Origin of the sequence: Nonomuraea sp. NPDC049480 (assembly GCF_044465905.1) — a bacterium.
Classification (GTDB): Bacteria; Actinomycetota; Actinomycetes; order Streptosporangiales; family Streptosporangiaceae; genus Nonomuraea.
Genome location: NZ_JBITMD010000038.1, coordinates 1 through 24,583 on the forward strand (window position 1 = coordinate 1; position 24,583 = coordinate 24,583).

Genomic DNA, 24,583 nt, shown 5'->3' on the forward strand with positions numbered 1-24,583 from the left:
ATACGCCACCAACTGACCGAACGCCCGAATTGACAGCCGACCCCGCCACTTAACTACGTGGCCTTGTCGCACGGTCCGGTGGTGTTGAAGTACTTCGCTCGGGGTGGCCGCATGGTCACATTCTGCCATCACCCGCTGTGCCGATTGCGAGATTCCGCGTCGAGACCGCCGAGATCGATAGCGTGCGGCCAGGGCCACGCTCCGTAACATCGTCGCTCAGCGAGGGGCCTGCCTAGTGGAGCTGGGAGGCGATGCTCGGGTCGGTGATCGCCTTGTCCTCGGCCAGCAGGAACGCCTTCGACAGGATGATCGACAACATGCCGCCGTCCTCCTCGAAGGGCAGGAAGACCTGGTCGCCAGAGCCCTGCGGGACGATGCACAGGTAAGCGTCGTTCGGCTCCATGAGGATGTTGCCTGACCCGAGATGGATCTTGTATGTGCGCAGATCGCCTCGGACGCGCAGAAAACGGTCGGTGAGCTCCGCCCGGTCGGCGATGACCAGGCGGGGGAGCAGTCTGGTGAGGGCGTCGCGGCGGACCCGGGCGGTCTCGCTCAGGTCGCCGAAGCCGTACGAGTGCCAATAGTCGCCGTGGCCCTGAGGGTCCAGGCCGGTGGAGGTAACGCCGACGGCCAGATCGGCGTCACGCAACATCTCCGACAGGATGAGCGGCGGCACCTCGGCCAGCGGGACCGGCCGCCGCCCGTCCTCGGAGATGACACGGAGGTCACCGCTCACGCAGATGGAGGCGGTCCCGCCGTAGCCGTCGCGGTCGAAGGAATCCATGTCCAGCTCGAACGACCACGACGCGGTCAGCCCGCCGGGAAGGGTTTTGACCGCGGCGCTCTGTCCCGAACCTCCGGCCCAGTCCCAGTGGCCCAGCGACATCCCGGTCCAGCCGCGGCCGGTCAGCAAGGCCTTGGCCTGGCCGTAGCGGAGCAGGTGGTTCGCGAACCGGAGGGAATGGTCGCGGGTTCGCTCCTCGGCGGGGGTGAGCAGGTAGACCTCGCGGAAGGCCTGCTTGAACGGCTGGCGCAGGCCGTACGAGATCAGGTGGTCCCGCCAGACGCGGACCTCGTCGGCGGAGTGCGAGATCGGATGCCACAGCTGAACGGGGGTGTCGGGCCGGGGCCGGATGCGGCGGCCGTCGGGGTCCATGAGCTCCCACGCGCCGTCCACCTGGACGGGAAGCCCGGCGGGGCCCTGCAGGATCTCCCAGATCAGGGTGCGGCCGAATGAGCCGGTGACCGGGTGGCCGAGGTAGAACTCGCACACCTCGTGCCAGCGCCAGATCCGCTCGGTGGACAGGGCGCGTTCGACCCGGAAGCGCTCGGCCGGCAGCGCCTTCTTCAGCTCCTTGGCGGTCGCCTTGAGCTCGGTCAGCAGGTCCTTGTGCTTCTCGCGGACGGCCTTGGGGATGGTCTTGCGCGAACCGTAGGTGATCGTGCCGTCGAGGGAGATCCGGAGGCCGTGTTCTGTACGGGTGCCGTCGCGGCCCAGGCCGAACGTGGGGACGGTGCGCTCCAGCAGCTGTTCCGGGGACAGCCCGGTCCGGGCCGACACCGCCTCCAGGGTCCGGTCGACCTTGGACAGGATGCTCTTCTTGCGGACCTTGGCCTGGACCCGGGCCAGTTGCGTGACCACGTCGAGGCCGCCGCGCCGGGCCAGGGCGCCGATCGCGGCGTTGGCCACGAGCTCGCTGCGGGAGTTGGCGCCCGACCCGCCGATGCCGGTGCCGGTGGCCACGGCGACGTCGCCCAGCAGCCCGGTCACCCAGGGCTCGTCGACGAGGTCGAGCGTCCAGATCATGCCGCGCAGCAGGACGGCGGTGCGCTCGTGGAAGTAGGTGACCACGGTGTGCTCGTAGTCGCCGTACTGGCGCTTTTCGACCTTCTCGCGGTAGGCGGGGACGCGGCCGAGCACCTCCCTGACCAGGGCGACGGCCTCGGGGGTGAGCAGGCTGGAGGCTCGTGCCGACCACTTGGCGGCGGGGTTGCCGGCCGTGGCGGCGGTCCAGTGCCGAACGAGCGGGACCAGAGCCGGGTGGCCGAGACGCCTGCCGTACTCCTCGCGCACCAGCGCGGCGAAGCCGTCGCCTTCGGGGAGCAGAGAGCGCGTGGCGTCGGCGGGGTCGTCGGTCGGGTGCTCGGCCAGGAGGTCGTCCAGCACACGCTTGGCCTGCCAGTTCGACGCGTGGGGCACGTCGTCAATCTCGCGCTGGGCCTGGCGCAGGTAGGGCAGCAACGGCTCGCGTTCGGCCGCGGACAGGTGTTTGATCGCGGCGATCGGGATGCGGTAGAGGTGATCGGTCATCCGTTCCCGCTCCGACGGGGCGAGCGTCGTACGCCACAACAGGTCCAGCTCCTGAGCGGTCCAGCGCAGCTTGCGGCGGGCCATGTCCGTCGACACCGGGTTCGAGATGCCGTAAGGCGTCCGCATGCACAACTGCATCCACAACGCCATGTTCCGCCATCCGGCGTCGCCCCAGGTTCTGGCCAGTCGCCCCAGCGGGCTGTCGTCGGGAAAGCGGCCGTAGTGGATGGCGGTGTAGGCCGCGTCGAGGTGCCGAAACGCCTCCAGCGTGGCCTCGCCGAGCTCGTCCAGCCAGCCGCGGTGCGCGGCGGGCAGGTCGTCGAGGACCCCCATGTCACCCTCCGACCAGCGAGACGAGCTTGACGAAGGAGACCACCGGGTCGGCGGTCAGGTCGATCACCTCGCCGAGGTCCTCGATCTGCCGGTCACCGACGAGCAGCAGGAAGCCGTTGCGGGCGAAAGCGGCCTCGGCGGCGTCGGCCTGCTTCTCCCAGTCGAGCCTGCGTGCGGTGCGCATCCGGTAGCCGTTCAGCTCGGTCTCGGCGTCTGTGGGCTTGACCAGGCCGCGGAAGTGGTGGGAGGGGGCGGCGTTGTGGCGGGCCACTTCCTCGCGGACGCGGAGTCGTACGAGCTCGCGGGCCGAGATCCGGTCGGGCAGGTCCGGGAGGGAGAACTCCTCCAACGCCCGGCCGGTCGCCGTCTCATCGCGAAACACCACTAACGCCATCGAAGGCCCCTGTTCTATGAAATGTCAGATGATGGCGCCATCTATAGCAGCGTCGAACGACAAAACCTCGGCCGCGCCGGGCACGCTGCCCACATGATCAACGATGCCGTCCGCCGGGCGGGTGCGTGCCTTCGAGCCTGGCGTGGTGCTTGCCAGGACCTGGGCGGCAGGCTGTAATGAAAACAGCACGACGTTGAACGATCTGGCCGTGATCGCCTCGTTCGACGCTCTGGACATCGTGGACATCTCCGGCGTGTGAGCCGTGCGAGAACCGCCACTGTCCCATCACTCCATTCCCCGGGTTCCACTGACCCCGATGCCTGTGTTCGACATGCACGAAAGGCTTCCGACCATGCGGCGTTACGTTCTCACCGGCCCGCCCGGCGCGGGGAAGACCTCGATCCTGCGGCGCCTGGCCGAGCTCGGCCATGGGGTCGTCGAGGAGGCGGCGACTGATGTCATCGCGCGAGCGCACGCTCGCGGCGAGGACGAGCCATGGAGGCGGGCGTCCTTCATCGACGAGATCGTCACTCTGCAGCGGCAGCGGCAACTGGAGGCCTCTGCCGCGGGTTCCGTCCAAGTGTTCGACCGGTCGCCGGTCTGCACCCATGCGCTGGCCGTGCACTTGGGGCGGCCGGTGTCCCGGACACTGGCCGCAGAGCTCGAACGGATCACCTCCGAGGGGATCTACGAGCGACAGGTGCTCTTCATCCGCAATCTGGGGTTCTGCGAGCCGACCGCGGCCCGGCGGATCGGTTTCCAGGAGTCACTGGTGTTCGAGCGAATCCACGAACAGAGCTACCGCGCGTTCGGCTACGAGCTCATCGACATCCCTGCCGGCGACCTCGACCAACGTCTCGCCAAGGTGAACGCGCTGATCTCATCGCACCTGTCATGAACGACACCTGGTGCCGTCGATTCGCGGCCATCCACATCCCCGCTGCGAACTACTGGTCCATGAGCGTGTGCTGTCGTGGTCTTCTTCCTACGCACGCCACCGGCTCCCTGAGCAGGGCCCTCTCTCGGACGGGTCCTCGGCAGGCGGCATGCGGGTCGGCGGGCCGGACTTACACGGTGACATTCCGGGCTCGTACGGCGCGGCATCCTCACCGACGTCATCGCCCTGCCCTCCGGGATGGTGGCCTCCCACGCCCAGCCCGTATACCTGTGGCTCCTGACCCGGCCCGCCTCTCCCGATGGCGCGGCGTCCTCGATCCGCATGGCGTACCTGACAGGCAACGATCCGGACGGCCCGTTCGAACCATCTCCGGGCCAGGTCGTGAACGTGCCGCTGATCGATCTCCTCGACGAGATGGTTGACCTCACACCCGCGAAGTACGTCGCGGCCTCGCACACCGACCACCTGGCGGAGTACGCGTCCGCCAGGCAAGCGCTGACAGGCCGGATCCAGGAACTGCTGGAGCTGTTGCCGCCCCTCACATCAGGCCCCGGTCCTCTCGACGGCGCCACGGTCAAGGTGGGTGATCTGGCCAGGGCCGGGCTCGTCGACATCACCGAGGGACAAGTCCTCTCCACCAGCGATCAGCTCGACACCTCCTATCTGGAGGGGTTCGTCCGCAGCGGTGCGAACATCAGGCGATCCACCAGCGCCAGCGGAGGCTCCCGGGCCGATGCCGGAGGCTCGCGCATCCCCAGATGGCCATCGAGGACCAGCGACTGTAGGGGAAAGCCTTCCGGGCGCTCGAGGAGTTCGAACGCCGCGTCAAGGAACTCGCCGAGCTGGGCGATCGAGCGGCCTCGCCGGCACGCGACGGTCTCACCAGCGGCGCTCTGCGCCCCTCGCCGGAGGGCTGACCTGCAGGAACGGGCTCGGAGTCCCGCTCCACGACATGTACAGCGCCTCCCTGGCCCGGGTGCACGCCACGAAGAGCACACAGCGCTCCCTGGGCAGGTCACTGTCGTGCTGGATACGGTCCACCTCCAGCGGAGTGATCCCCTTCGCGAACGGCACGGCGCTCGCGGTCACCCCCACCACCGCGACGCACCGGAATTCCAGCCCTTTCATGGCGTGCATGGTCGCCAGACGTACCCCATCGGCATCCGCCGCGGCGCTCACCCACCTGCTGAAGAAATGCTGCGAGCTACACCATCCGGGAGGCCAGGTGACGATCTATCTCGATCGCTCGCGCGCGCTCCGCAACGTGATCGAGGTCGTGATCCATCCCGGAAACGCGTGCGGTGTTGCTTGAGGCGCTTGAGGCCATCCACGGCCTGGCCGTTAAGTCCGGCTTGCGGCATCATTCGAACTTGCGTCGATTTCCCAAAAGACGTAACAACGGCGTAGCGGAGATCACCTTCGGTCACCCGGTCGGATGTTCGGATATCAGCGCCTTTGAACGCCTGCTTCAGACGCTCATCGCCGGCTGATCCAATTGCGGTTCTTGCAGTGATTTTCTCGGCCCAGCACGCCCGCGCGGGCCTCAGAGTATATGGGGAGCGCACGCGTCTCGATCGAGACCGAGAGGAGAATCGGGTTTTTAAATCCCCCAATTAAAAACTATTTTGTTCGCTCTACACCTTCGAGGTGTCCCGCGATGAAGACCTCTCCATCCGGAATCTTCCTTATGCACCTAGCGGCACTGTCTATATGAAACTCCGCAGGTGGTTGTTTTCCCCAGAATTCGTATCCGCCGACCATGGATAGCCTATCTCCTACATAAATCCGACCTAACTTCGGCACGTCCACTCCACGTCGACCATTGTGATTAATGGGGTGTGTACCTTTGGGCCATACAATGGCCGAGTGTCCATGTTTCTGCATAAGAACAAGGCACTTGCTCTCCGCGTCGTACCCGAGTGTTCTCTGCTCTCCCATGAGGTAGCTAGCGCTCGTGTCCCGAATGATGATCAGTGGGTCATCACCTTCAGTCCAGTGACCGCCTGTCGGTGTCGCGCTAACCGATGAGGCTGACGTTGCGGTGTTGGAGGAGTTGGATGCCTGAGACGTCTCGCCACCGGAACAGGCAGTGCTCGCGAGAAGCAGCACCAGCGATGATGCGAGAGGAAGGGGTCTCTTGAGTAAGGCAGACCATGTATCCATGGGGCCATCAAACCGCGATGGCGTCTCGGCTGAGCCGTCGTCCTGCGCGGGAGGGAAAGAGCGGCTCGTGGGGGTGCCCTGCCCGTTCGGTGAGCCAATCCCGTAGGAGGTCCTGGACGGGACTGGTAAGCGGGACAGCGCGGTGCTTGCGTCCTTTGCCTTCGCAGCGGACGTTCGCGCCGGTGCCGAGTGTGACGTCGCGGCAGCTGAGGCCGATGATCTCGGAAACCCGCAGGCCGGTCTGGACGGCCAGGAGTATGAGGGCGCGGTCGCGTCGTCCTTCCCAGCGGGATGGGTCCGGCGCGGCCAGGAGCGCGTCGATCTCCGGTGCAGTCAGGAACGTCACGATCCGCTTGTCGAACCGTTTGGGTGGGATGGCCGGGACACGCTGGATGAGCAGGGCGTGCTCGGGATGGTGCAGGGCCGCGTAGGAGAACAGCGAACGGAATCGCGGTCAGCCGGACGTTTCGGATCCGGATGCTGTTGTTGCGTTCGCTTTCGAGGCCTGGAAGGTGTCACGCAACAGCAGTTGCGGGGGGCGGCGACGGGAGGCGGCGTCGATCCACTCGGTGAACGAGCCCAGCTCCCCGGCGAGCAGTGCCGCCATCTCAGTCGTCATGCCCCGGAACGAGTCGCAGAGTTCCTTGGAGATCAGGTCAAGGTTGTGCAGTCGCCAGGCGAGCGCGCTCGGTGACACCCACCACCGGAAGGCCGGCTTGGCGAAGGCGTCGTCTGTCCACGCCATGTCGCTCGTCTCCGACCTCAGCAACTCCTCCGGCAAAAGGAAGGCGGTGGCGAAAGCGTTGGCACGGATTTCGGAGGACTGCTTGCTGTGGTGCTTGTCGTAGATGTCAGTGTCAAGCAGCAGGCCTTGATCATCCGCGGCCAGCACATGCCCCAGCTCGTGGGCGAGGGTGAACCGCTGGCGGCTGGGGACCGTCGAGGTGTCGGTGATGATCAGCCGGTAGTGCTCCTTACTGCAAGCCAGGCCGTCGAAGCCCACAGGCAGCTCGCTGATCGCCACGTCGATGCCGAAGATGCTTGAAGTATTTCACGGAGCGTGGCTATATTGTCACATTCTGTTATCGCCCGCGGTTGCCCGCTCAGATGCCGATGAGCCGGACGCGGTCGCCGCACAGCCGGGCCATGTCGTCGACGTCGGAGGTCAGTATGGCCACCGGTCCCGGCTGGCGCAGTGCCACCTCGGCGACCGTCGCGTCGATCGCGTACTTGTGGCCGTGCAGACGTGCTCCCTTGAGCAGCTTCGCGGCCGCCTTCGCCGCACTCTCAGTTACTGGCTCGACCTTGACGCGGGAGAGCGCCCACTGCAGTCGAGGCATGTTCACCCGCGTGTGGCTGACTTCCACGATGGTGTTGGCGCCGATGACGAAATCGGCGCCCATGGTCTGGAACACCTGGAACATCGCGAGAATCTTGCGATCTTGCGCGATCCAGGAGGAGAGCCCCTGGGAGTCCAGAACGACGGTTTCGACGTGCTCGATCACGCCGTGCCCGCTGAACCGTCGAGGTCCGCCGCCCCGAAGATCCTGGAGCGGGCCTGAGCCAGCTCCTCCTCGGTGAACTCTCCGTGCTCCTCCTGATAACGCAGCAGGTCGGCGCCCAGGAGCTGGTGTCGCAGCTGACGTGCGACCGCCTCGGCCACATAGCCGGAGACGTTGTCGGTGAGCTTCCTGAGCTCGGCGACCTGGTCACTCGGCAGCGTCACCGTGATGCGTGTCGTATCCGCCATGGACCAAGCATACTGCGGTATGCACGACGGTGCCGCTTCGCTCGTGACGGGCCGCTCGAAGTGGACACCCAGCCTGGCGCCCACCTTGACGTGGAATTGCCGTGATGTCGGTGTGTGAACCGTGAACATCGGAATCACCCACCAGGATCTCTGGAAGTGCGTAACGTTGCGGCCCCTGAGGGAGCTCAATCGGCGGGCTGGCCGGCTGCAGTCGGTCGCGGCTGTGGGCCGAGACGCTGAGGACGGGCGCCGAGGGTAGAGACCACTACAGGGGGATCGTGCCGCTGTTCCCGAACTACCCCGACCTCTTCCAGCAGACCGTCACCCGGATGAGGTCCACGTGAACGGCATGGCGCTGGCCGGGACTTTGGCATGAGCGTACGCTCGGCACGTTCCCCGAGGAGAATCCGCACGTTCCCCCGAGGAGGGCCGCATGACCGTACGCGTGGAGCGCCAGGGTCCCGTCACCACCGTGGTGATCAGCAGGCCGGAGGCGCGCAACGCCGTCGATCGCAAGACCGCCGACGCGCTGACGGACGCGTTCCGGGACTTCGAGGATTCCGACGCCGACGTGGCGGTGTTGTGGGGCGAGGGTGGCACGTTCTGCGCCGGCGCCGATCTCAAGGCGCTCGACAACCACGTCGGCGAGGAGGGCGACGGGCCGATGGGGCCGACCAGGATGCGCCTGGCCAAGCCGGTCATCGCCGCCGTCGCCGGGCACGCTGTCGCGGGCGGGCTGGAGCTCGCTCTCTGGTGCGACCTGCGGGTGGCCGAAGAAGAGGCGGTGTTCGGGGTGTTCTGCCGGCGGTGGGGGGTACCGCTGATCGACGGGGGCACCGTGCGGTTGCCCAGGCTCATCGGGGCGTCCAGGGCCATGGACATGATCCTCACCGGGCGGACGGTGGGCGGGCGGGAGGCGTACGAGATGGGGCTGGCCAACCGGCTGGTTCCCACGGGGATGGCGCGGCGGCACGCCGAGGAGCTGGCGCGCGAGATCGCCCGCTTCCCGCAGACCTGTCTGCGCGGGGATCGGCTGTCGGCGCTGGAGCAGGAGGGGCTCGGCGAGGAGGAGGCGATGCGGAACGAGCTGCGGCACGGGCTGGTGTCGCTGCCCGACGCCGTCGGCGGTGCCGCCAGCTTCGCCGAGGGGGCGGGCCGCCATGGCGGCTACAACGCGATCTGACGGCGGCTGATCGATCGATGAGGTGTGGCGGTACGGCGAGCGGCCATCGCCGTTCGCCATCGTCGTGGTTCGACGTACTGGGAGGAGCCCCGCCGCGCCAGGAAGACGGTGGTGTCGTCGTACGGCGACAAGTATTCTGATGTCGCCGTACGATGACAATTTGAGGTTTCCATGTACGCGAAAACTCCGATCGAGCTTGGCGCGCTCGTTCGCCGGCGGCGTCGTGCGCTCGGCCGGACACAGCAGGCGGTGGCCGACGAGCTCGGAGTGAGCCGTCAGTGGATCGTCCGGCTTGAGGCCGGCCGGGCCACGCTGGAGCTCGGCCTGGTCATGCGGGCGCTGGGCGTGCTGGGACTCACTATGGAGATCAAGGATCCTGCCGTGCCAAGGCCGGCGATGTCCTATGGCCGTTCCATCGACCTGGACGAGGTCCTCGCCGCCGTACGGAGGAATCCCTGATGCCCGGCAGCACGCTGATGGTCCTGCTGAACGGCATCTGCATCGGCGAGCTGACGCAGGACGCCATGGGCCGGATCCGGTTTTCCTATGACCTGGAGGTGCGGGAGTGGCTGCCGAACGCGACCCCGTTGTCGCTGTCCCTGCCATCCCATGTGGAGACGCATGATGGGCCCGAGGTGGAGGCGTTCCTCTGGGGGCTGTTGCCGGAGAATCCCGCCGTTCTGACCAGGTGGGCACGGGAGTTCGGGGTGTCCGCAGCCAATCCCGTCGCTCTGCTGCAGCACGTCGGGATGGACTGCGCGGGTGCCGTGCAGTTCGCCCCATTGAGCCACTACGAGCGGGTTCTGGATGCCGGTGGCGTTGAATGGCTGGACGAGGACGGGATCGCCCAGATAGTGCGCGGCCTGAACCGCGACTCCGCCGCATGGCACTCCGGTCCAGAAGAGGGGCAGTTCAGCCTCGCCGGAGTGCAGGCCAAAGTGGCGCTCCTGTGCGAAGACGGCAAATGGGGCCGAACGTGGGGGCGGATTCCCACGACGCACATCGTCAAGCCGGCCATCCCCGACCTCGTCGACCAGGATGTCAACGAGCACCTCTGCCTCAGGGCCGCCCGGGCCGTTGGGCTGACCGCTGCTCGCACTGACATCCGGACCTTCGGCGACCAGAGTGCCGTGGTCGTTGAGCGCTATGACAGGCTCCGCGCGAACGATGTGTGGGTCCGGGTGCACCAGGAGGATCTATGTCAGTCTCTCGGCATCCATCCGGTGCACAAATACCAGAGCGAGGGTGGGCCCGGCCCCGAGGACGTCGCCGCGTTGTTCCGCCGGGTTCAGCCTCCCCATCAGGCGCAGGTTTCGGTGCGAGCGTTCGTTGACGCGCTCGTCTTCAACTGGTTGCTGGCCGGGACCGACGGACATGCCAAGAACTATTCGGTGCTGCTGTCAGGCGATCAAGTACGGCTGGCCCCTCTCTATGACATTTCTTCGGCCCTGCCGTACCCCGACGTGATGAACCCGCACAAGATCAAACTGGCGATGAAGATAGGTGGTGAATACCGGCTGAAATCCGTCGGATGGAGCTCGTGGCGGCGCCTCGCGGAACGGCTCGGCCTGGACGGCGACGAGCTGTGGAGCAGGATCGACGAGCTGGCTCGCGCGTTGCCCGATGCGCTGTCCGACGCGGCGGCCGCTCCGGAGGTCCGCTCCTTGGGGCGGCCACTGCCAGGCACGCTGGTGGACGCGGCAGCGGCGCGGGTCTCCACCTTGCTGCGCCTGCCACGTGCCGTCGGGCGAGGGTGACTGCCGGGGAATGTCAGGGGCGCCGCGTATCGTGACCTCATGCCTGACATCGAGGTCGCCGGGCGCGAAGTCCGCATCACCAGCCCCGACAAGGTCGTCTTCCCGCAGTCCGGGCACACCAAGCTCGACCTGATCCGGTTCTACGAGGCCGTGGGCGAGGGGGCGCTGCGGGGCGTGCACGGCCGGCCGATGGTGCTCAAGCGGTTCGTGCACGGCATCGAGCAGGAGGCGTTCTTCCAGAAACGCGCCCCGGCCAAGCGGCCCGACTGGATCGAGGTGGCCGAGCTCAAATACCGGTCGGGGCTCAGTGCCGAAGAGGTCGTATGCACCGACTTGGCGCAGTTGTTGTGGGTGGTCAACCTCGGGTGCGTCGATCTGAACCCGCATCCCGTGCGTTCCGACGACCTCTCCCAGCCCGACGAGCTGCGCATCGACCTCGACCCGGTCCCCGGCGTCGAGTGGGCCGACGTGCTGAAGACGGCGCAGGTGGCGCGGGAGGTGCTCGCCGACCACGGGCTGGTCGCCTGGCCGAAGACGTCCGGGTCGCGGGGTTTTCATGTGTACGCGCGGATCGAGCGGCGCTGGCCGTTCGCGAAGGTGCGCAAGGCGGCCGAGACCGTGGCGCGGGAGGTCGAGCGGCGCGCCCCCGACCTGGCGACCAGCCGGTGGTGGAAGGAGGAACGGCACGGGGTGTTCGTCGACTTCAACCAGAACGCCTACGACCGGACCGTCGCTTCTGCCTATTCGGTGCGGGCCGTGCCGGATGCCCGGGTTTCGACCCCGCTGACGTGGGACGAGGTGCCCGGGTGCCGGCCGGAGGTCTTCACCATCGAGACCGTGCCGCGACGGCTGGCCGAGGTCGGCGACCCGTGGGAGGACATGGATCTGCACGCCGGGTCGCTGGACGGGCTGCTGGAGCTGGCCGAGGAGCTCGGGCCCGCGCCCAAGCCGCCCAAGGGGGCCGGGCGCAGGCAGCAGACGATGCCCGTCATCGAGATCGCCAGGGCCGAGCACAAGGACGAGGCCATGGCGGGGTTCGAGCGGTGGAAGGCGCGGCATCCCGAGGTGGCCGCCAAACTGGAGCCCGCGGATGTGCTGGTGGACGGGATGCGGGGCCGCAGCAGCGTGTGGTATCGGATCAGGGTCAATCTGCAGAATGTTCCCGAAGGGGAGCGGCCGCCGCAGGAGGCGCTGGAGGTCGACTACGATCCCTGGCGCGGCATGGACCCGAGAGGCTAGCCCTGTCTCCGAGAAGATGAGCAGGGCATTGCGCTCCGCGTTCACGGGTGGATAGAGTCCAGAGATCTTTCCGCAAACGTTTTCAGGACCTCGGGTGCGGTGATGACGAGGCGGGGCAAGCGTGGCGCGACCCTCCAGGAGATCGCGCAGGAGATCGGCGTGTCGGTGGCGACCGTCTCCAGGGTGGCCCGCGGCGTGGGCCAGGTCTCCGACGACACCCGCCGCCGTGTGCTGGCCGCCATCGAGCGGCACGATTTCCGGCCGAGCCGGCTGGGCAGCGGGCTGGCCAAGCGCTCGCACGGCGCGCTCGGCATCGTGTTCCCCGGCCTGTCGGGGCCGTACTACTCCGAGGTGATCGGCGGATTCGAAGAAGAGGCCGTACGCGCTCAGCTCGCCGTCGTCATCCTCGGCACTCACCTGCTTCGCGAGTCCGACGAACTGGTCAGGGACACCGCCGCGCGGGTCGACGGGCTCGCCGTCATGGGCGGGGTCCTGCCCGACGAGGTGGTGGACCGGCTGCGCGACCGCGGCGACCCGGTGGTGCTGCTGGCCAGCAGGCCCCGGGCGGGCGTTCCCACGGTGCGGGTCGAGAACGTCTCGGTGTTCGACCGCTTGACCAGGCACCTGCTGGTCGACCACGGCTATGACCGGCTGGCGTTCGTCGGTGATCCCGGTAGTTCGCCGGACGCCGGGTATCGCTGGCAGGGGTTCACGCAGGCGCACCGGCACGCCGGGGCCGGGGCGCCCGCGGAGCCGGTTCGGGTGGGGCTGACCCAGTCTGAGGGGTTCATCGCCGTCAACCGGCTGCTGGCGGCCGCGTCGCCGCCGCGTGCCCTGGTCTGCGCCAACGACGAGACCGCGATCGGCGCCGTGCTCGGGCTCCTCGACCGGGGGCATCGGGTGCCGCAGGACGTGGCGGTCACCGGCTTCGACGACATCCCGATGGCCGGCCTGCCGGTTTCCGGGCTCACTACAGTGCACCAGCCGATGCGCGAGCTGGGGATGGAGACCGCACGGTTGCTCCTGCGCGACGTCGAGGGCACCGTGCCCGCCGCGGTCGACCGCGTGCTGGAGACCCATCTGGTGATCCGCGGCAGCTGCGGCTGCGGCGCGGCCTGACCGCCCTCCCGCATTCGCGGCGACGCGACAGGGGAGTGGGGTGACCGTTTCCTGACACGGGTCTTGACAGGTCAGGCTTGGCTGCTCACTGTGAAAATCGCGCTGTAAGCGCTTGCAGCAAGCCAGTCCGCCGGCGGCCCTTCCCCGGGGCCCGGCCGAAGGGAGACCTCAGTGACACGCTTACGTCCTTGGCTCAGGAGTGCGCTCACGCTGGCGATGTTCGCCGCCTCGGCGGCCATCGGCGGGACCGCGGCGGCCGGACCCGCCCTCGCCGCAGACCCCAAGGCAGGCGAACCCTGCACCGCAGCCGATCTCGGCAAGCGTTATCCGTTGATCAAGAGCGCGACGATGACCCCGACGATCACCCACTTCAAGACCTTCTTCGTCACGGCCGGCACCACGGGCAGCCAGGTCATCACACTCGAGAACTCGACCACCATCACCGTAGAAGTCGGCACGACCACGCAGATCACAGCCCAGTTCAACATCGCTACGCTCGGCTTCGTTTCGGGGTTCGTGAACCGGACCGTCAAGACGAGCACCGCCTCCACGGACAAGGAAGTCCAGCAGATCACCTGGAACTTCCTCGCTCCCGGCTACTACGGCCTGTTCAAGGGCACCCGCAAGGTCACCGGCCAGTACGCCGGTATCAACTGCAGCCGCGTCGACAAGGGCGGCGGCCAGTACGCCACCGAGTGGATCGAGCGCCCCGGCGGCGCCTACACGACCTACTCGGTGATGGAGGAAGGCGCCATCCGGTGCGAGGACGCCGTACCCCCCAACAGCCTCATGAGGCTGGCGCAGATACAACTCGGCTGTGACGGCGCGGCGGCCAAGGAGAAGGCGGAAAAGCAGGCGCGGCAGCAGGCGGACGAACCGCTCACGGTGGAAGGCGCCTCGGGAACCGTGGTGGCGCCGTTCGCCGTGCCACCGGGCTTCGCGTGTGAGGCGGGCTACTACCGGATCGGCACCCCGGACCGGCTGCTGAACTGGTGGAACCAGGACGGCACCGAGGAGATCCGGCTGCAGGCCTGGTCGAGTTCCTCCCGCGCCCAATGGAGCCTGTGCCAGGGGCCTGTGAGCAACGGCATGCCCGAGCACGTCCTCATCACCCGCTACAGCGGCAAGTGCCTGACGTTGCATTCCGGGGAGACGGCCGCCGAGGGCGGCAGGCTCATGGAGGAGAGCTGCCGGACTGTGGACGACCGCCAGCGCTTCTACATTTACCGGGACGTGCCGGGCTCGGACAAGGTCGGGCTCCAGATCAAGAGCACCGGCTTCATGGCCGGCCAGTCCGTGCTCGCGAACAACCAGGAGCTGCGGCAGTACAGCATGGGCATGGCCGACGGCACCGGCACGTACCTCCTGGAGAAGGTCGCGTAGAACGCGGGACACCGGGCGGCGTGGCGTCATGGTGTCTTCGGCCACATGCCGGCTGCCGCGCCGCTCGACGTGCCGGAACCGGGGCTAGCCGCGCGTCGGGCGCTCGTAACCCTCGTCACCGCCGTAAACGTGCAGGTCCGGGTCCTGCTCGGGCTGGTTGGCCGGGCTGGTGGGGGAGGCGGTGTGCTCGGAGGCGAAGTCGTCCGAGGGGACGGGCGGGGGCGGGACCAGATAGTCCTGCCAGGTGATCCCGCCCTTGGGCGTCGCGTCTGTGGTCAGGTCGCCGGCCCGCTGGGCCGCGTACAGGCGGCCGGGGTAGCGGATGGGCAGGCAGGGGCGGCGCAGATGCTGGGCGTCCAGCCACGTCCGCGCCAGCTCGGCGGTGTCGAGCACCTGCGGGCCACCGTACTCGACCTCCGTGCCGAGCGGCCCGCCGGCGAGCAACTCGGCCACGCGCGCGGCCACCTCGCCCGTGTGGACCGGCTGCCAGAGCACGGACGGGTCCACCGGCAGCACCGGGAGTGAGACGAAGTCGCGCAGCCGCCGGTTGAGCCACTGCTGGAAGTGGGTGGAGCGAAGCACCGTCCAGCCCAGGCCGCTCTCACCGACCAGGCGCTCGGCCTCCAGCTTGTACCTGAGATAGCCGACCGGCGCGCGGTCGGCGCCGACCATCGAGGTGAGCAGCAGGTGTCCGACGCCGGCCTCACGGGCGGCCACGATGAGCAGGCGGGTGCCCGGGATGTCCACCGCGCCGCGCCCCTTGCGGCCGCTCGTCGCCAGATGCGCGACCGCCTCCACGCCGCGCACGGCCTCCGGTACACCGTTGCCGGAGAACAGGTCACCCCACACCCACTCGACGTTCCCGCGGCTCTCCCTCTTGGTACGGCTCAACGCCCGCACCTGGTGACCCGCCTTGACCAGTGCGGGGACCAAGGCCCTGCCCAGCGTGCCCGTGGCTCCCGTGACGAGAATGCGCATGCGGCTCCACTACCCCCGAATCGGGACACTTGACATGGGAATGGCGGCCCGGGGTAGGGCCGCTCACATGGCTCGAATCGCATCGGAATCCCTGATCGAACGGCTCGCGGCGTGGGGGGTCGACACCGTCTTCGGACTGCCGGGCGACGGCATCAACGGCATCATGGAGGGGCTGCGGCGCCATCGCGACCGGGTGCGCTTCGTCCTCGTGCACCACGAGGAGGCCGCGGCCTTCATGGCCACCGGTTACGCCAAGGCCACCGGGCGCCTCGGGGTCTGCCTGGCCACGTCGGGGCCGGGCGGGATCCACCTGCTCAACGGGCTCTACGACGCCAAGCTCGACCACGTCCCCGTGCTCGCGATCACCGGGATGCAGGAGACGTCCGTGCTCGGCACCGGCTACCAGCAGGAGGTCCATCTGGACCGGCTGTACGCCGACGTCGCCGAGTACAACATGATGATCACCAACCCGGCGCAGCTGCCGTCGCTGGTCGACCTGGCCATCAGGACGGCGTACGCGCGGCGCGGGGTCTCCCATCTCACCGTGCCCAACGACATCCAGGTGGCCGAGGCCGGCGCGGACCCGTACAAGCACGTGGCCCCGGCCAGGCCCCCGCAGACCACGCCGCTCTACCTGCAACCCTCCGGCATCCCGCGGCAGGAGGACATCGAGTGGGCCGCCGAGGTGCTCAACCACGCCGAACGCCCCGCCGTGCTGGTCGGGCAGGGGGCGCTGCACGCCAGGCAGGAGGTTCTGGCGGTGGCCGAGGCGCTCGGGGCGCCCGTGGTCAAGACGCTGCCCGGCAAGGCGGTCATCCCGGACGACTCGCCGTACACGACCGGCGGGATCGGGCTGCTCGGCACCCGGCCGAGCGAGGAGCTCATGGACGACGCCGACGTACTGTTCATGGTCGGCACGAACTTCCCGTACTCGAAGTTCCTGCCCGAGCCGGGCAAGGCGCGGGTGGTGCAGTTCGAGGCGGAGCCGACCAGGGCGGGGGCGCGGGTCCCGACCGACGTGCCGGTGGTGTGCGACGCCAAGGAGGGGCTGGCGGCGCTGCTGCCGCTGCTCCACCGCCGGGACGACAACGATCATCTGACGAAATATCAGCAGATGACGGCCAAGTGGCGGGCCGACATGGACGCACTCGAGAACCCCGACCGCGCCCCCATCGCCCCGCAGTACGTCGCCTCCATCCTCGACGAGCTCGCGACCGACGACGCCATCCTGACCTGCGACAGCGGCACCGTCGCCACCTGGGCGGCCCGGCACTGGACGATCCGCGGCGGGCGCGAGTTCTACCTGTCCGGGACGCTGGCCACGATGGCGAACGGGCTGCCGTACGCGATCGCGATGCAGCACGCGTTCCCGGACCGGCAGGTCATCGCGTACGTCGGCGACGGCGGCTTCTCGATGCTGATGGCCGAGTTCCTGACGGCGGTCCAGCACCGGCTGCCGATCAAGGTGGTCATCAACAACAACAACTCGCTCGGCCAGATCCTGTGGGAGCAGATGGTGCTCGGTTACCCCGAGCACGGCGTGCGCTACGCCGAGCCCGAGGCCGACTTCTCGGCCTGGGCCCGCTCGTGCGGCGGATTCGGGGCCAAGGTCACCAAGTCGGACGACGTGGCCCTGGCGATCGGGCAGGCACTCTCACACGACGGCCCGGCGCTGGTGGACGTGGACGTCAACCCGAACGAGCCGCCCATGCCCGGCAAGGTCTCCTACGAGCAGGCCAAGAGCTTCGCCCAGGCATTCCTCAAGGGGCAGCCGCACCGGGCGGCCATCGCCACCACGCTGTTCAAGGACCGGATCCAGAAGATGGGGGACTAGCTTTCGCGATTCCCGCCGCGGTGGTCAGCAGCGGGTCGATGAGGCGGGGCAGCTCGCGGGCGCGCCGTGAGGAGAGCACGATCCCCACGGCCGCCACGGCCCGTCCGTCCACCAGGATCGGCGCCGCCGCCGAGCACGAGCCCAGGGTCATCTCCTCGTACGTGAGCGCGTACCCCTGGGTGCGGACGGCCGCCAGCTCCCTGGCCAGCCGGCCCGGCTCGGTGATCGTGTGGGGGGTGGGGCGTTCGAGCTTGCGGGCCAGGTAGGACTTGACGAACCAGTCCGGCTCGTACGCCAGCAGCGCCTTGCCCACGCCCGTCGGGTGCATCGGCAGGCGGCCGCCGGTCCTTGAGACGATGGGGACGGCGCGGCGGCCGTACACCTTGTCCACGTACAGCACCTCGAGTCCGTCCCGGACGGCCAGGTGCACGTTCTCGCCCGTGGTGACGAACAGCTCCTGCAGCCACGGATGCGCCAGCGCCAGCAGGCGGCCGGGGGCGAGCTGGCCCAGCTCCCACAGCCGCAGCCCGACGCGCAGCCGGCCGTCGGGGTCGCGGCTGAGCGCCTGCCAGTCCTCCAGCTCGGCCACCAGCCGGTGCGCCGTGCTCAGCGGCACCCCGCTCCGCCTGGCCAGATCCGTCAGCGTGAGCTGCGGGTGGGCGGCGTCGAACGCGCCGAGGATGGCCAGCACCTTGGACGTCACGGTGCGGCCTGGTTCACGGGACCTGCCTGCCATGCTCCCAATTCTTCCATTGAGCGGAAGAGCTCTCTCGGCACGGGTGGCCTTCACCCAGCATGCTTCCCTCATGCGAACTCAGGTCGGAATCATCGGCGCGGGCCCCGCGGGCCTGCTGCTTTCTCATCTGCTCCACCTGCGCGGCATCTCCTCCGTGGTGCTGGAGAAGCGCAGCCGCGACTACATCGAGCGCCGCGTGCGGGCCGGCGTGCTGGAGCAGGGCACGGTCGACACGCTCGTCGAGGCCGGCGTCGGGGAGCGGATGCTGCGCGAAGGGCTGCCGCACCACGGCATCGAGCTCCGGTACGGCGGCGCCGGGCACCGCATCCCCTTCGAGAAGCTCGTGCCCGGCAGGGCGATCACCGTGTACGGGCAGCAGGAGGTGGTCAAGGACCTGATCGCGGCCAGGCTCGCGGCGGGCGGCGACGTGCGGTTCGAGGTCGAGGATGTGGAGGTGCACTCGCTGGAGCCAGGGTCGGACACTGGGCCGTACGTGACGTTCGGCGGCGAGCGGCTCGACTGCGACGTCATCGCCGGCTGCGACGGCTTCCACGGCGTGTCCCGGCCGTCCATCCCGGAGGACGTCCTGACCGTTTTCGAGCGTGAGTATCCCTTCGCCTGGCTCGGCATCCTCGCGAACGTCACGCCGTCCTCCGAAGAGCTCATCTACGCCAGGACCGATCGGGGCTTCGCGCTGCACAGCATGCGCTCGCCCAGCGTCAGCCGCTTCTACCTGCAGGTCCCGGCCGACACCAGGATCGAGGACTGGCCCGACGAGCGGATCTGGGACGAGCTGCGGGCGCGGCTGGAGAACGTGCCCGGCTTCTCACTGACCACCGGCGAGATCACCGAGAAGGGCGTCACGCCGATGCGGTCCTTCGTGGTCGAGCCCATGCAGTACGGGCGGCTCTACCTGGCCGGGGACGCCGCCCACATCGTGCCGCCCACCGGGGCCAAGGGGCTCAACCTGGCGGTGGCCGACGTCCGCGTGCTGACCGAGGCGCTGGCCGCGTACTTCTCGGACGGGTCGACGGCGCTGCTGGACGGGTATTCGGAGGCGTGCCTGAAGCGGGTGTGGCGGGCGCAGCACTTCTCGTGGTGGATGACGACGCTGCTGCACACGTTCGAGGACGAGGACGCCTACGGGCGGCGGCTTCAACTGTCCTATCTGGACTACGTCACCTCGTCGGAGGCGGCGGCCACGACGCTCGCGGAGAATTACGTCGGGCTGCCATATGGCAGCTGAGCTTGGAAAATGCTTTAAGGTTGGTTGGTGGTGTTTGAGGAAGGCTGGGCGGCTTCGCCCTTTCGGTGGTTGATGAACACGCTGGGCGACGCCCAGCTCGCCCGGATGGGCAGCGATCCGGGGCTGGTGGCCGCGGTGGACCAGCACGCGGCCGTGCTGCGTGACGCGATCCCGCTGGATCGCGAGACCCTGTGTGACTACCTGCTCGGCTTCCTCGACGAGCTCCGCCACGGCGGCTGGTCCTTCACCGGCGAGCCCGACGGCCCGGCGCTGCGGCTGACGGCGGTGTGCTGGCTGGCGCAGGAGCTGGGCTTCCTCGGCGACGAGCTGCCCGCCTGACACCCCGGCCGCCAGGCCCAGGTGGTGGCCCCGGCCTCGAACACCTCCGTTCGCTGTCCACCGGCAGCACGCACGGCAGGTGCCCGCCGGGCGTAGACGCCGCTGCGATGCCTGAAGATCACCCTACGGGGTGGCCGCGTGCATCCGCTCCTGCAGCGCGTAGAGCTCCGCGTACCGGCCGGACTCGCCGAGGAGTCCGTCATGCGTGCCGTGCTCGACGACCGCGCCCTCGTGCAGCAGGTAGATCTGGTCGGCGTTGCGCACGCTGGACAGCCTGTGCGTGATCAGGATGACGGTACGGCCGTGCGCCAGCCTGCGCAGCGATTCGTACACGGCGAACTCGGCCCTGGCGTCCAGCGGGGCGGTCGGCTCGTCCCAGATCAGCAGGGGAGCGTCGCGGAACAGCCCGCGCGCGACCGCCAGGCGCTGCCACTGACCGCCGGACAACTCCGTGCCGCCGTGGAAGTACTTGGACAGCAGCGTGTCCCAGCCGTGCGGCAGTCCCGCCACCACGGCGTCCGCCCCCGCCGACGTGGCGGCCTCGCGCAGTGCCCGATCGCCGGGGTCGTCCCGGTCGTGCCGGCCGGCCCTGACGTTGACGCGGGCCGTGTGCGGCCACCGGACGGGTTCCTGCATCACCATGACGATCCGGTCGTGGACGGTCTTCGGGTCCAGTTCGCGAAGGTCCACGCCGTCCCAGTCGACCCGGCCCGCCGTCGGGGCGTACAGGCCGGCGATGATCTTGGCGAGGGTGGTCTTGCCCGAGCCGTTCTCGCCGACCAGGGCGATGATCTGGCCGGCGTGGAGGGTGAGGTTGACGCCGCGCAGTGCGGGGCGCGCGTCCGGGTTGCCCGGGTAGCGGAACTCGACGTCGCTCAGCGTGACCCGGCCGGGCGCGACCGGGGCGGCGCGTCCGGTCCTGGCGGGCGTGCGGGACGCGGCGTCGGCCAGGAACCGCTGGTAGTCGGTCACATAGAGGCCCTGTTCGAACAGTTGGTTCGACGCGGTGACCAGCCGGCCGAGCGCGGTGCTCACGGTCCTGACGGCGATCAGCGCGGCGCCCGCCACCGCCAGCGGCACCCATCCGGCCCACAGCAGCGTGCCGAGCGCGGCGAGCGTGCAGCCGTTGGCCAGCCCGGTGATCGTGCGCCCGGCCGCCTGCGTGCGAGCCTGCTCCACGCCGACCCGGACGTCCTGCTCGCACAGCGCGTCGGCCACCCGCGCGTACTCGTCCGTGAGGAACGCCTCGGCCTGGCAGGCGCGGATCTCGGCGGCCGGCGATCGTTCCGTGGCCAGATCGGTGATCATCTGCACCCGGCGGTTCATGGTGACCGTACGCGTCATGTGCAGGTACGCCAGCCGGGCCGAGCGCAGCACGGCCCACCCTTGCGGCAGGACGCCGACCGCGATCACGGGCAGCAGCACGGGGTGCAGGACGGCCATGCTGCCGGACGCCGCGGCCACGGCCAGCGCCGCGCCGAGCATCTCGACCAGGTTGTCCACCACCCGCTGGATGTGGAACAACCCGTGGTCGCGCGCGCGGTGCATGCGGTCGTAGAAGGCCGCGTCGTCGAAGGCGGCGAGCTTGACCTGCAGGCCCGCCGCGAACAGCTCGCCCTCCGCCAGCCGCCGCACGGCCGGAGTCACCTGGGCGTGCAGGAGCGCGGTCCCGGCGTCGGCGGCGCCGCGCAGCGCGTACGCGCCGGCGACCACCGCGAGCGCGGGCAGCGCGTCGGCCACCCGATGCTCCGTGAGGCCGGTGGTGAACAACCTCTGCAATACGCCCGTGGTGCCCAGCAGGCCGAACATCGTGGCGAGGCCCGACACGATCTGCAGTGCCGCGATCCCCGCCGCCTGCCGGGGCGCCGCCCGCGCGATCATGGCCAGAACCGGCCGGACCGCCGCGGGCAGCCGCCGGACGATCTGCAAGAGGCCGGCGTCCCGGTCGGCGTTGTCGAGCTGGTAGTAGGGCAACACCAGCTCGACGTCCCCGTCGTCTGCGCCGTCGCCGCTCAAACCCGGTCCTCTTCCGCGGGGTCGGGCAGCAGCACCGAGGGCAGGTCGCATTCCGGGTGCATGCGGAGCAACTGGTAAGCGACGCCGCCCAGGCCGGGCAGGAGCGAAGGTACGACGGCGTCCCTGGCCAGGCCGCTGACCGGACCGTGCTCCTCGATGCTGCCGAGCACGCCGGCGTCCAGTGTGGGACGGTCCAGGCCCCGCGGCCCGACGCCGGCGGACATCGCCAGATCGAGCACCTCCCAATTGCCGAGGTCGCCGTGGCACAGCGTGTGGTTCCAGTGCATGCTGCCCGACCAGCACGCCTCCGCGGCCCGGCCCAGCACGTCCAGCCACCGCCGCGTGTCCCCGCCGCGCCGCAGCAGGTCGGCGGCGACGATCCCGATCCCGCCCGCTCCGTGGCACCACAGCGCGGCGGTGACGCCGGTGTCGCGCAGGTCGCGCCAGCTGCGCTGGTCCGGGTCGTACAGCGTCTCCTCGAAGGCGAAGGCGGCCTCGGCGACGGCGCCGGCCTTCTCGTCCCCCGTGGCCGCGGCCAGCCGCGCCAGCGCCCAGCCGATGCCGGTGGCCCCGTGCGACAGACCCCCGATGGGCTGGGTCTGATCCAGTGTCGACCAGAACGCGATGCCGTCGCGAACCTCCGCGGCCGACACCAGCCGCCGGCCGATGTCCCGGGCCAGGACCTCGGCGTCGGCGTTTCCCGTGACCTCGGCGAGCCGCAGCAGCGGCACCGCGGCTCCGGCCATCCCGCGCATCAGGTCCAGCGACGTGTCGTCCGCCACGGTCTCCGCGATCTCCCCGGCGATCCGTACGGCCCGGGACAGCGCCTCGTCCGAGGCCACCACGCCGAACCGCCGCAACAGCAGCCAGCCCCAGATCCGGGAGGCGAGCCCGAGGTAGCCTCCCGGGTGGTCCGGCCGGACCTTGACCTCGGCCGCCGCCCTGTCCTGGCGCAGTTTGTCCTCGGCCGTACGGATGGTCCGCAGCACCTCCGCCAGCAGCGGCTCAGTCTCCGCCACCGGGTCGGCCCTGCCCGCCTCCGTCTCCCGGTGGTAGGCCGCCAGCAGCACGGCGACGCCGAAGGCACCCGCATACATGTCGAGGCCGAGCGGCTGCACGGCCCAGCCGGTCGGGTTGAGCACCGGCGCGATCCACGTGGCCGTGCCGTCATCGGCGCGGATGGCGGAGTCCACCAGCTCGCGCATGACGCCGGCGGCCAGCGTCCGGCGGCGGCGGTCGGCGTTGTTCGTGGTGACCTTCGAGGGGGCGAGCCGCTCCATGTCGGGCAGCCAGCCTTCGTACAGGTACGCCCCCACCAGCGCGGACTTGATCACTTTCCGTTCCAGCTCGAAGTCCGCCTCCCGCCAGCGGCGCAACGCGGCGGCCAGCAGATCCTCCGGCGTGCCCCAGCTCGTGCCGCGGGGCCCGGTGAGCACACCGGTGCGCGGGGTGGTGCTGTAGAAGGGGAGGTCGCCCTCGAGGAGGTCGTCGACCTCCGCCTCGATCACCGCAGGGTCGGCCGGCGTGCCGGGGACATTCTCCGCCTGACGGGCCAGGAGGTCGGCCGCCTTGCGCCGGGCGGACGCCTCGTCCTGCAGCGCCACCGGATGCCATAACATCCGGGCCAGCTCGGTGTACGACTCGGACGAACGTGTCACCACCCGGATCGGCAGGTCGGAGAACCCGGCGAGCAGCGGCTCCAGCTCGCCGTCCCGGTCGAGCCGCTTCAGCCGCTCGGTCATCCAGGCGAACTCGGCGACGGCCACGTCCCAGAACCGTCCCAGCACAGGATCGGAGCTCGGACGGTTCGCCGTCTCCGGGAGCGGCGCGAGCGCGTAGCCGACCCGTGCCTCGTCGGTGCCCACGTCCACGAGGACCCTGATCTGCGTGACCGGCTGCTCATCCGGCAGCAGGCCCATGCCCGAGGAGTCGACCCCGCGCCAGCCGAGCACCAGCCCACGGTTCGGCAGCAGGCCGGTGCCCAGCACCGAGCCGCCGACCAGCGACGCGGCGCGGTCCATGGCCAGGCCGAACCCGGAGGGCCGAGCAGGCGGCTGAGGCGTGAACAGCGTCTCGCAGTCGACCACGGTCGGCACCGGGCCGACCGCGACGAGATTCTCGGCGTGCAGGTCGCTGGCCCCGACCAGCCGCATCACGGCCAGCCAGTGTCCGAGATTGCGGTAGTAGCACCGCAGTTCCCCGTCGTCGGCGCAGTAGCGGTGCTCGACGTGCTCGGTCCAGCCGTAGCCATCGCGTTCCAGCACGTCCGGCACCCTGATACGGGTGTCGGCGGGCTGGTCGGCGAGGATCCGGGACAGCAGCCGGGACAGGGCGGCGTCAACGGCGACCGACCGCGGCTTGTAGACGACGCGGCCGCCCTCACAGCGGAGGATCGCCACCGTCTGCCCGCCGCGATGGCTGTCCCCGACCCCGAACTCGACCTCGGCCAGGGCCCCCGGCTCGCCCCCCACCAGCTCGCCCAGCGACGAACGGTCGGCGGCGAACCTGCGAGCCAGCGTCAACGCCGCCGCACACCTGTTCTCGACCAGGCGCAGGACGCGGCGCGACAGCGTCGGGTAGTGCCCTGCCAGCGAATCCCAGAACTCCGGGCGGGCCGCGCCCTCCACCCATTCCTTCCAGCGGGCCTGTGAGTCCGGCGCGGTGAGCCGGCGGGTGAGCCTGGCCGCGTTCAGCTCAAGGATCAGCACGATGTTGGTCTTGGGGGCCAGCGTGTCACGTATCGCCTTGGCGGCGGCCTCGTACAGGACCTTCCGCTCCGTGTCCGTCAGGCCGGCGACGGACTCGAGCTCCGCGGCAAGCCGGGCGAGCGCGGGATCCAGAAGGCAGTCGCGTATGGAGTCGAGATCCCTCAGAGGGGCTTCATCCATGGGTTTCATCGTCATC

General features: G+C 69.3%; 23 protein-coding genes and 1 pseudogene. 12 read left to right on the forward strand and 12 right to left on the reverse strand.

The window, feature by feature from the left end; translation table 11 throughout:
* Positions 1–232: 232 nt before the first annotated feature.
* From ACIBX3_RS54875 to ACIBX3_RS54885, 3 genes are read right to left on the reverse strand one after another with little or no spacing between them, the layout of a single operon-like run.
* Positions 233–2,644 (reverse strand): DUF4132 domain-containing protein, encoded by a 2,412-nt coding sequence (locus ACIBX3_RS54875; protein ID WP_397128788.1) that lies wholly within the window; start codon positions 2,642–2,644, stop codon positions 233–235.
* Position 2,645: 1 nt separating this feature from the next.
* Entirely contained in the window at positions 2,646–3,038 is a 393-nt protein-coding gene (locus tag ACIBX3_RS54880) for a hypothetical protein (protein WP_397128789.1), read from the reverse strand.
* A gap of 24 nt (positions 3,039–3,062) precedes the next feature.
* Positions 3,063–3,275 (reverse strand): hypothetical protein, encoded by a 213-nt coding sequence (locus tag ACIBX3_RS54885; protein ID WP_397128790.1) that lies wholly within the window; start codon positions 3,273–3,275, stop codon positions 3,063–3,065.
* Positions 3,276–3,390: 115 nt separating this feature from the next.
* Here ACIBX3_RS54885 and ACIBX3_RS54890 point away from each other — a divergent pair, with 115 nt between their 5' ends.
* Positions 3,391–3,936, forward strand: a complete 546-nt coding sequence (locus ACIBX3_RS54890) for an ATP-binding protein (RefSeq protein WP_397128791.1) — start codon at positions 3,391–3,393, stop codon at positions 3,934–3,936.
* Positions 3,937–4,815: 879 nt separating this feature from the next.
* Here ACIBX3_RS54890 and ACIBX3_RS54895 read toward each other — a convergent pair.
* Positions 4,816–5,100 (reverse strand): annotated as a pseudogene (locus tag ACIBX3_RS54895) (3'-5' exonuclease); the annotation flags it as partial.
* Between ACIBX3_RS54895 and ACIBX3_RS54900 the strand changes: the two are divergent.
* Complete coding sequence (locus tag ACIBX3_RS54900; RefSeq protein ID WP_397128872.1) at positions 5,072–5,248, forward strand: hypothetical protein; 177 nt, start codon at positions 5,072–5,074, stop codon at positions 5,246–5,248. The pseudogene ACIBX3_RS54895 and the gene ACIBX3_RS54900 sit on opposite strands and share 29 nt — an antisense overlap.
* Positions 5,238–5,426 (forward strand): hypothetical protein, encoded by a 189-nt coding sequence (locus ACIBX3_RS54905; RefSeq protein WP_397128792.1) that lies wholly within the window; start codon positions 5,238–5,240, stop codon positions 5,424–5,426. The genes ACIBX3_RS54900 and ACIBX3_RS54905 overlap by 11 nt, the downstream gene beginning before the upstream one ends.
* 680 nt (positions 5,427–6,106) lie before the next feature.
* Here the strand turns inward: ACIBX3_RS54905 and ACIBX3_RS54910 are convergent.
* The 4 genes from ACIBX3_RS54910 to ACIBX3_RS54925 form a co-directional block, all read right to left on the reverse strand.
* Positions 6,107–6,445 carry a tyrosine-type recombinase/integrase gene (locus ACIBX3_RS54910; RefSeq protein ID WP_397128793.1) on the reverse strand — a complete coding sequence of 113 codons (339 nt, stop codon included), beginning with the start codon at positions 6,443–6,445 and terminating at the stop codon, positions 6,107–6,109.
* 108 nt (positions 6,446–6,553) lie between these two features.
* Positions 6,554–7,123 carry an ImmA/IrrE family metallo-endopeptidase gene (locus ACIBX3_RS54915; protein WP_397128794.1) on the reverse strand — a complete coding sequence of 190 codons (570 nt, stop codon included), beginning with the start codon at positions 7,121–7,123 and terminating at the stop codon, positions 6,554–6,556.
* A gap of 79 nt (positions 7,124–7,202) precedes the next feature.
* A complete protein-coding gene (locus ACIBX3_RS54920; protein ID WP_397128795.1) occupies positions 7,203–7,604 on the reverse strand; it encodes a DNA-binding protein in 402 nt (133 codons plus the stop codon).
* Positions 7,601–7,849, reverse strand: a complete 249-nt coding sequence (locus ACIBX3_RS54925; RefSeq protein ID WP_397128796.1) for a hypothetical protein — start codon at positions 7,847–7,849, stop codon at positions 7,601–7,603. The genes ACIBX3_RS54920 and ACIBX3_RS54925 overlap by 4 nt, the downstream gene beginning before the upstream one ends.
* A gap of 433 nt (positions 7,850–8,282) precedes the next feature.
* Here ACIBX3_RS54925 and ACIBX3_RS54930 point away from each other — a divergent pair, with 433 nt between their 5' ends.
* The 6 genes from ACIBX3_RS54930 to ACIBX3_RS54955 all read left to right on the forward strand — a co-directional run bounded on the left by ACIBX3_RS54930 (position 8,283) and on the right by ACIBX3_RS54955 (position 14,530).
* Positions 8,283–9,032: a crotonase/enoyl-CoA hydratase family protein gene (locus ACIBX3_RS54930; protein ID WP_397128797.1), complete on the forward strand. Its 750-nt coding sequence runs from the start codon at positions 8,283–8,285 to the stop codon at positions 9,030–9,032.
* A 171-nt stretch (positions 9,033–9,203) separates the two neighbouring features.
* Entirely contained in the window at positions 9,204–9,491 is a 288-nt protein-coding gene (locus tag ACIBX3_RS54935) for a helix-turn-helix domain-containing protein (protein ID WP_397128798.1), read from the forward strand.
* Positions 9,491–10,789, forward strand: coding sequence for a type II toxin-antitoxin system HipA family toxin (locus tag ACIBX3_RS54940; protein ID WP_397128799.1), 1,299 nt, complete (start codon positions 9,491–9,493; stop codon positions 10,787–10,789). Before ACIBX3_RS54935 ends, ACIBX3_RS54940 begins: the two co-directional genes overlap by 1 nt.
* Before the next feature lie 39 nt (positions 10,790–10,828).
* Positions 10,829–12,028 (forward strand): non-homologous end-joining DNA ligase, encoded by a 1,200-nt coding sequence (gene ligD, locus ACIBX3_RS54945; RefSeq protein ID WP_397128800.1) that lies wholly within the window; start codon positions 10,829–10,831, stop codon positions 12,026–12,028.
* Positions 12,029–12,130: 102 nt separating this feature from the next.
* Positions 12,131–13,147, forward strand: a complete 1,017-nt coding sequence (locus ACIBX3_RS54950) for a LacI family DNA-binding transcriptional regulator (protein WP_397128801.1) — start codon at positions 12,131–12,133, stop codon at positions 13,145–13,147.
* 171 nt (positions 13,148–13,318) lie between these two features.
* Positions 13,319–14,530, forward strand: coding sequence for a hypothetical protein (locus ACIBX3_RS54955; protein WP_397128802.1), 1,212 nt, complete (start codon positions 13,319–13,321; stop codon positions 14,528–14,530).
* An 84-nt stretch (positions 14,531–14,614) separates the two neighbouring features.
* Here ACIBX3_RS54955 and ACIBX3_RS54960 read toward each other — a convergent pair whose 3' ends face one another.
* A complete protein-coding gene (locus ACIBX3_RS54960) occupies positions 14,615–15,508 on the reverse strand; it encodes an SDR family oxidoreductase (RefSeq protein WP_397128803.1) in 894 nt (297 codons plus the stop codon).
* Positions 15,509–15,575: 67 nt separating this feature from the next.
* On the opposite strand from ACIBX3_RS54960, the gene ACIBX3_RS54965 reads away from it, so the two are divergent.
* The gene (locus tag ACIBX3_RS54965; protein WP_397128804.1) at positions 15,576–17,342 is read left to right on the forward strand and encodes a thiamine pyrophosphate-dependent enzyme; all 1,767 of its coding nucleotides are present in this window, start codon (positions 15,576–15,578) and stop codon (positions 17,340–17,342) included.
* Here ACIBX3_RS54965 and ACIBX3_RS54970 read toward each other — a convergent pair.
* Positions 17,311–18,078, reverse strand: coding sequence for an IclR family transcriptional regulator (locus ACIBX3_RS54970; protein WP_397128805.1), 768 nt, complete (start codon positions 18,076–18,078; stop codon positions 17,311–17,313). The two genes, ACIBX3_RS54965 and ACIBX3_RS54970, sit on opposite strands and share 32 nt — an antisense overlap.
* Before the next feature lie 70 nt (positions 18,079–18,148).
* Between ACIBX3_RS54970 and pobA the strand changes: the two genes are divergently transcribed.
* Positions 18,149–19,324, forward strand: coding sequence for a 4-hydroxybenzoate 3-monooxygenase (gene pobA, locus ACIBX3_RS54975; protein ID WP_397128806.1), 1,176 nt, complete (start codon positions 18,149–18,151; stop codon positions 19,322–19,324).
* A gap of 72 nt (positions 19,325–19,396) precedes the next feature.
* Positions 19,397–19,663 (forward strand): DUF6401 family natural product biosynthesis protein, encoded by a 267-nt coding sequence (locus ACIBX3_RS54980; protein WP_397128808.1) that lies wholly within the window; start codon positions 19,397–19,399, stop codon positions 19,661–19,663.
* Positions 19,664–19,786: 123 nt separating this feature from the next.
* Here the strand turns inward: ACIBX3_RS54980 and ACIBX3_RS54985 are convergent, their stop codons facing one another.
* Both ACIBX3_RS54985 and ACIBX3_RS54990 read right to left on the reverse strand, forming a co-directional pair.
* The gene (locus tag ACIBX3_RS54985) at positions 19,787–21,679 is read right to left on the reverse strand and encodes an ABC transporter ATP-binding protein (protein WP_397128809.1); all 1,893 of its coding nucleotides are present in this window, start codon (positions 21,677–21,679) and stop codon (positions 19,787–19,789) included.
* Positions 21,676–24,567, reverse strand: coding sequence for a type 2 lanthipeptide synthetase LanM family protein (locus ACIBX3_RS54990; protein WP_397128810.1), 2,892 nt, complete (start codon positions 24,565–24,567; stop codon positions 21,676–21,678). The genes ACIBX3_RS54985 and ACIBX3_RS54990 overlap by 4 nt, the downstream gene beginning before the upstream one ends.
* Between the last annotated feature and the right edge of the window lie 16 nt (positions 24,568–24,583).

Coding starts and splice junctions, on each gene's coding strand:
- ACIBX3_RS54960 (WP_397128803.1), bottom strand. CDS start 15,508: ATGCGCATTCTCGTCACGGGAGCCACGGGCACGCTGGGCAGGGCCTTG.
- ligD (WP_397128800.1), top strand. CDS start 10,829: ATGCCTGACATCGAGGTCGCCGGGCGCGAAGTCCGCATCACCAGCCCC.
- ACIBX3_RS54990 (WP_397128810.1), bottom strand. CDS start 24,567: ATGGATGAAGCCCCTCTGAGGGATCTCGACTCCATACGCGACTGCCTT.
- ACIBX3_RS54950 (WP_397128801.1), top strand. CDS start 12,131: ATGACGAGGCGGGGCAAGCGTGGCGCGACCCTCCAGGAGATCGCGCAG.
- ACIBX3_RS54900 (WP_397128872.1), top strand. CDS start 5,072: ATGGTCGCCAGACGTACCCCATCGGCATCCGCCGCGGCGCTCACCCAC.
- ACIBX3_RS54980 (WP_397128808.1), top strand. CDS start 19,397: ATGAACACGCTGGGCGACGCCCAGCTCGCCCGGATGGGCAGCGATCCG.
- ACIBX3_RS54965 (WP_397128804.1), top strand. CDS start 15,576: ATGGCTCGAATCGCATCGGAATCCCTGATCGAACGGCTCGCGGCGTGG.
- ACIBX3_RS54940 (WP_397128799.1), top strand. CDS start 9,491: ATGCCCGGCAGCACGCTGATGGTCCTGCTGAACGGCATCTGCATCGGC.
- ACIBX3_RS54925 (WP_397128796.1), bottom strand. CDS start 7,849: ATGGCGGATACGACACGCATCACGGTGACGCTGCCGAGTGACCAGGTC.
- ACIBX3_RS54880 (WP_397128789.1), bottom strand. CDS start 3,038: ATGGCGTTAGTGGTGTTTCGCGATGAGACGGCGACCGGCCGGGCGTTG.
- ACIBX3_RS54885 (WP_397128790.1), bottom strand. CDS start 3,275: ATGTCCAGAGCGTCGAACGAGGCGATCACGGCCAGATCGTTCAACGTC.
- pobA (WP_397128806.1), top strand. CDS start 18,149: ATGCGAACTCAGGTCGGAATCATCGGCGCGGGCCCCGCGGGCCTGCTG.
- ACIBX3_RS54890 (WP_397128791.1), top strand. CDS start 3,391: ATGCGGCGTTACGTTCTCACCGGCCCGCCCGGCGCGGGGAAGACCTCG.
- ACIBX3_RS54930 (WP_397128797.1), top strand. CDS start 8,283: ATGACCGTACGCGTGGAGCGCCAGGGTCCCGTCACCACCGTGGTGATC.
- ACIBX3_RS54935 (WP_397128798.1), top strand. CDS start 9,204: ATGTACGCGAAAACTCCGATCGAGCTTGGCGCGCTCGTTCGCCGGCGG.
- ACIBX3_RS54970 (WP_397128805.1), bottom strand. CDS start 18,078: ATGGCAGGCAGGTCCCGTGAACCAGGCCGCACCGTGACGTCCAAGGTG.
- ACIBX3_RS54875 (WP_397128788.1), bottom strand. CDS start 2,644: ATGGGGGTCCTCGACGACCTGCCCGCCGCGCACCGCGGCTGGCTGGAC.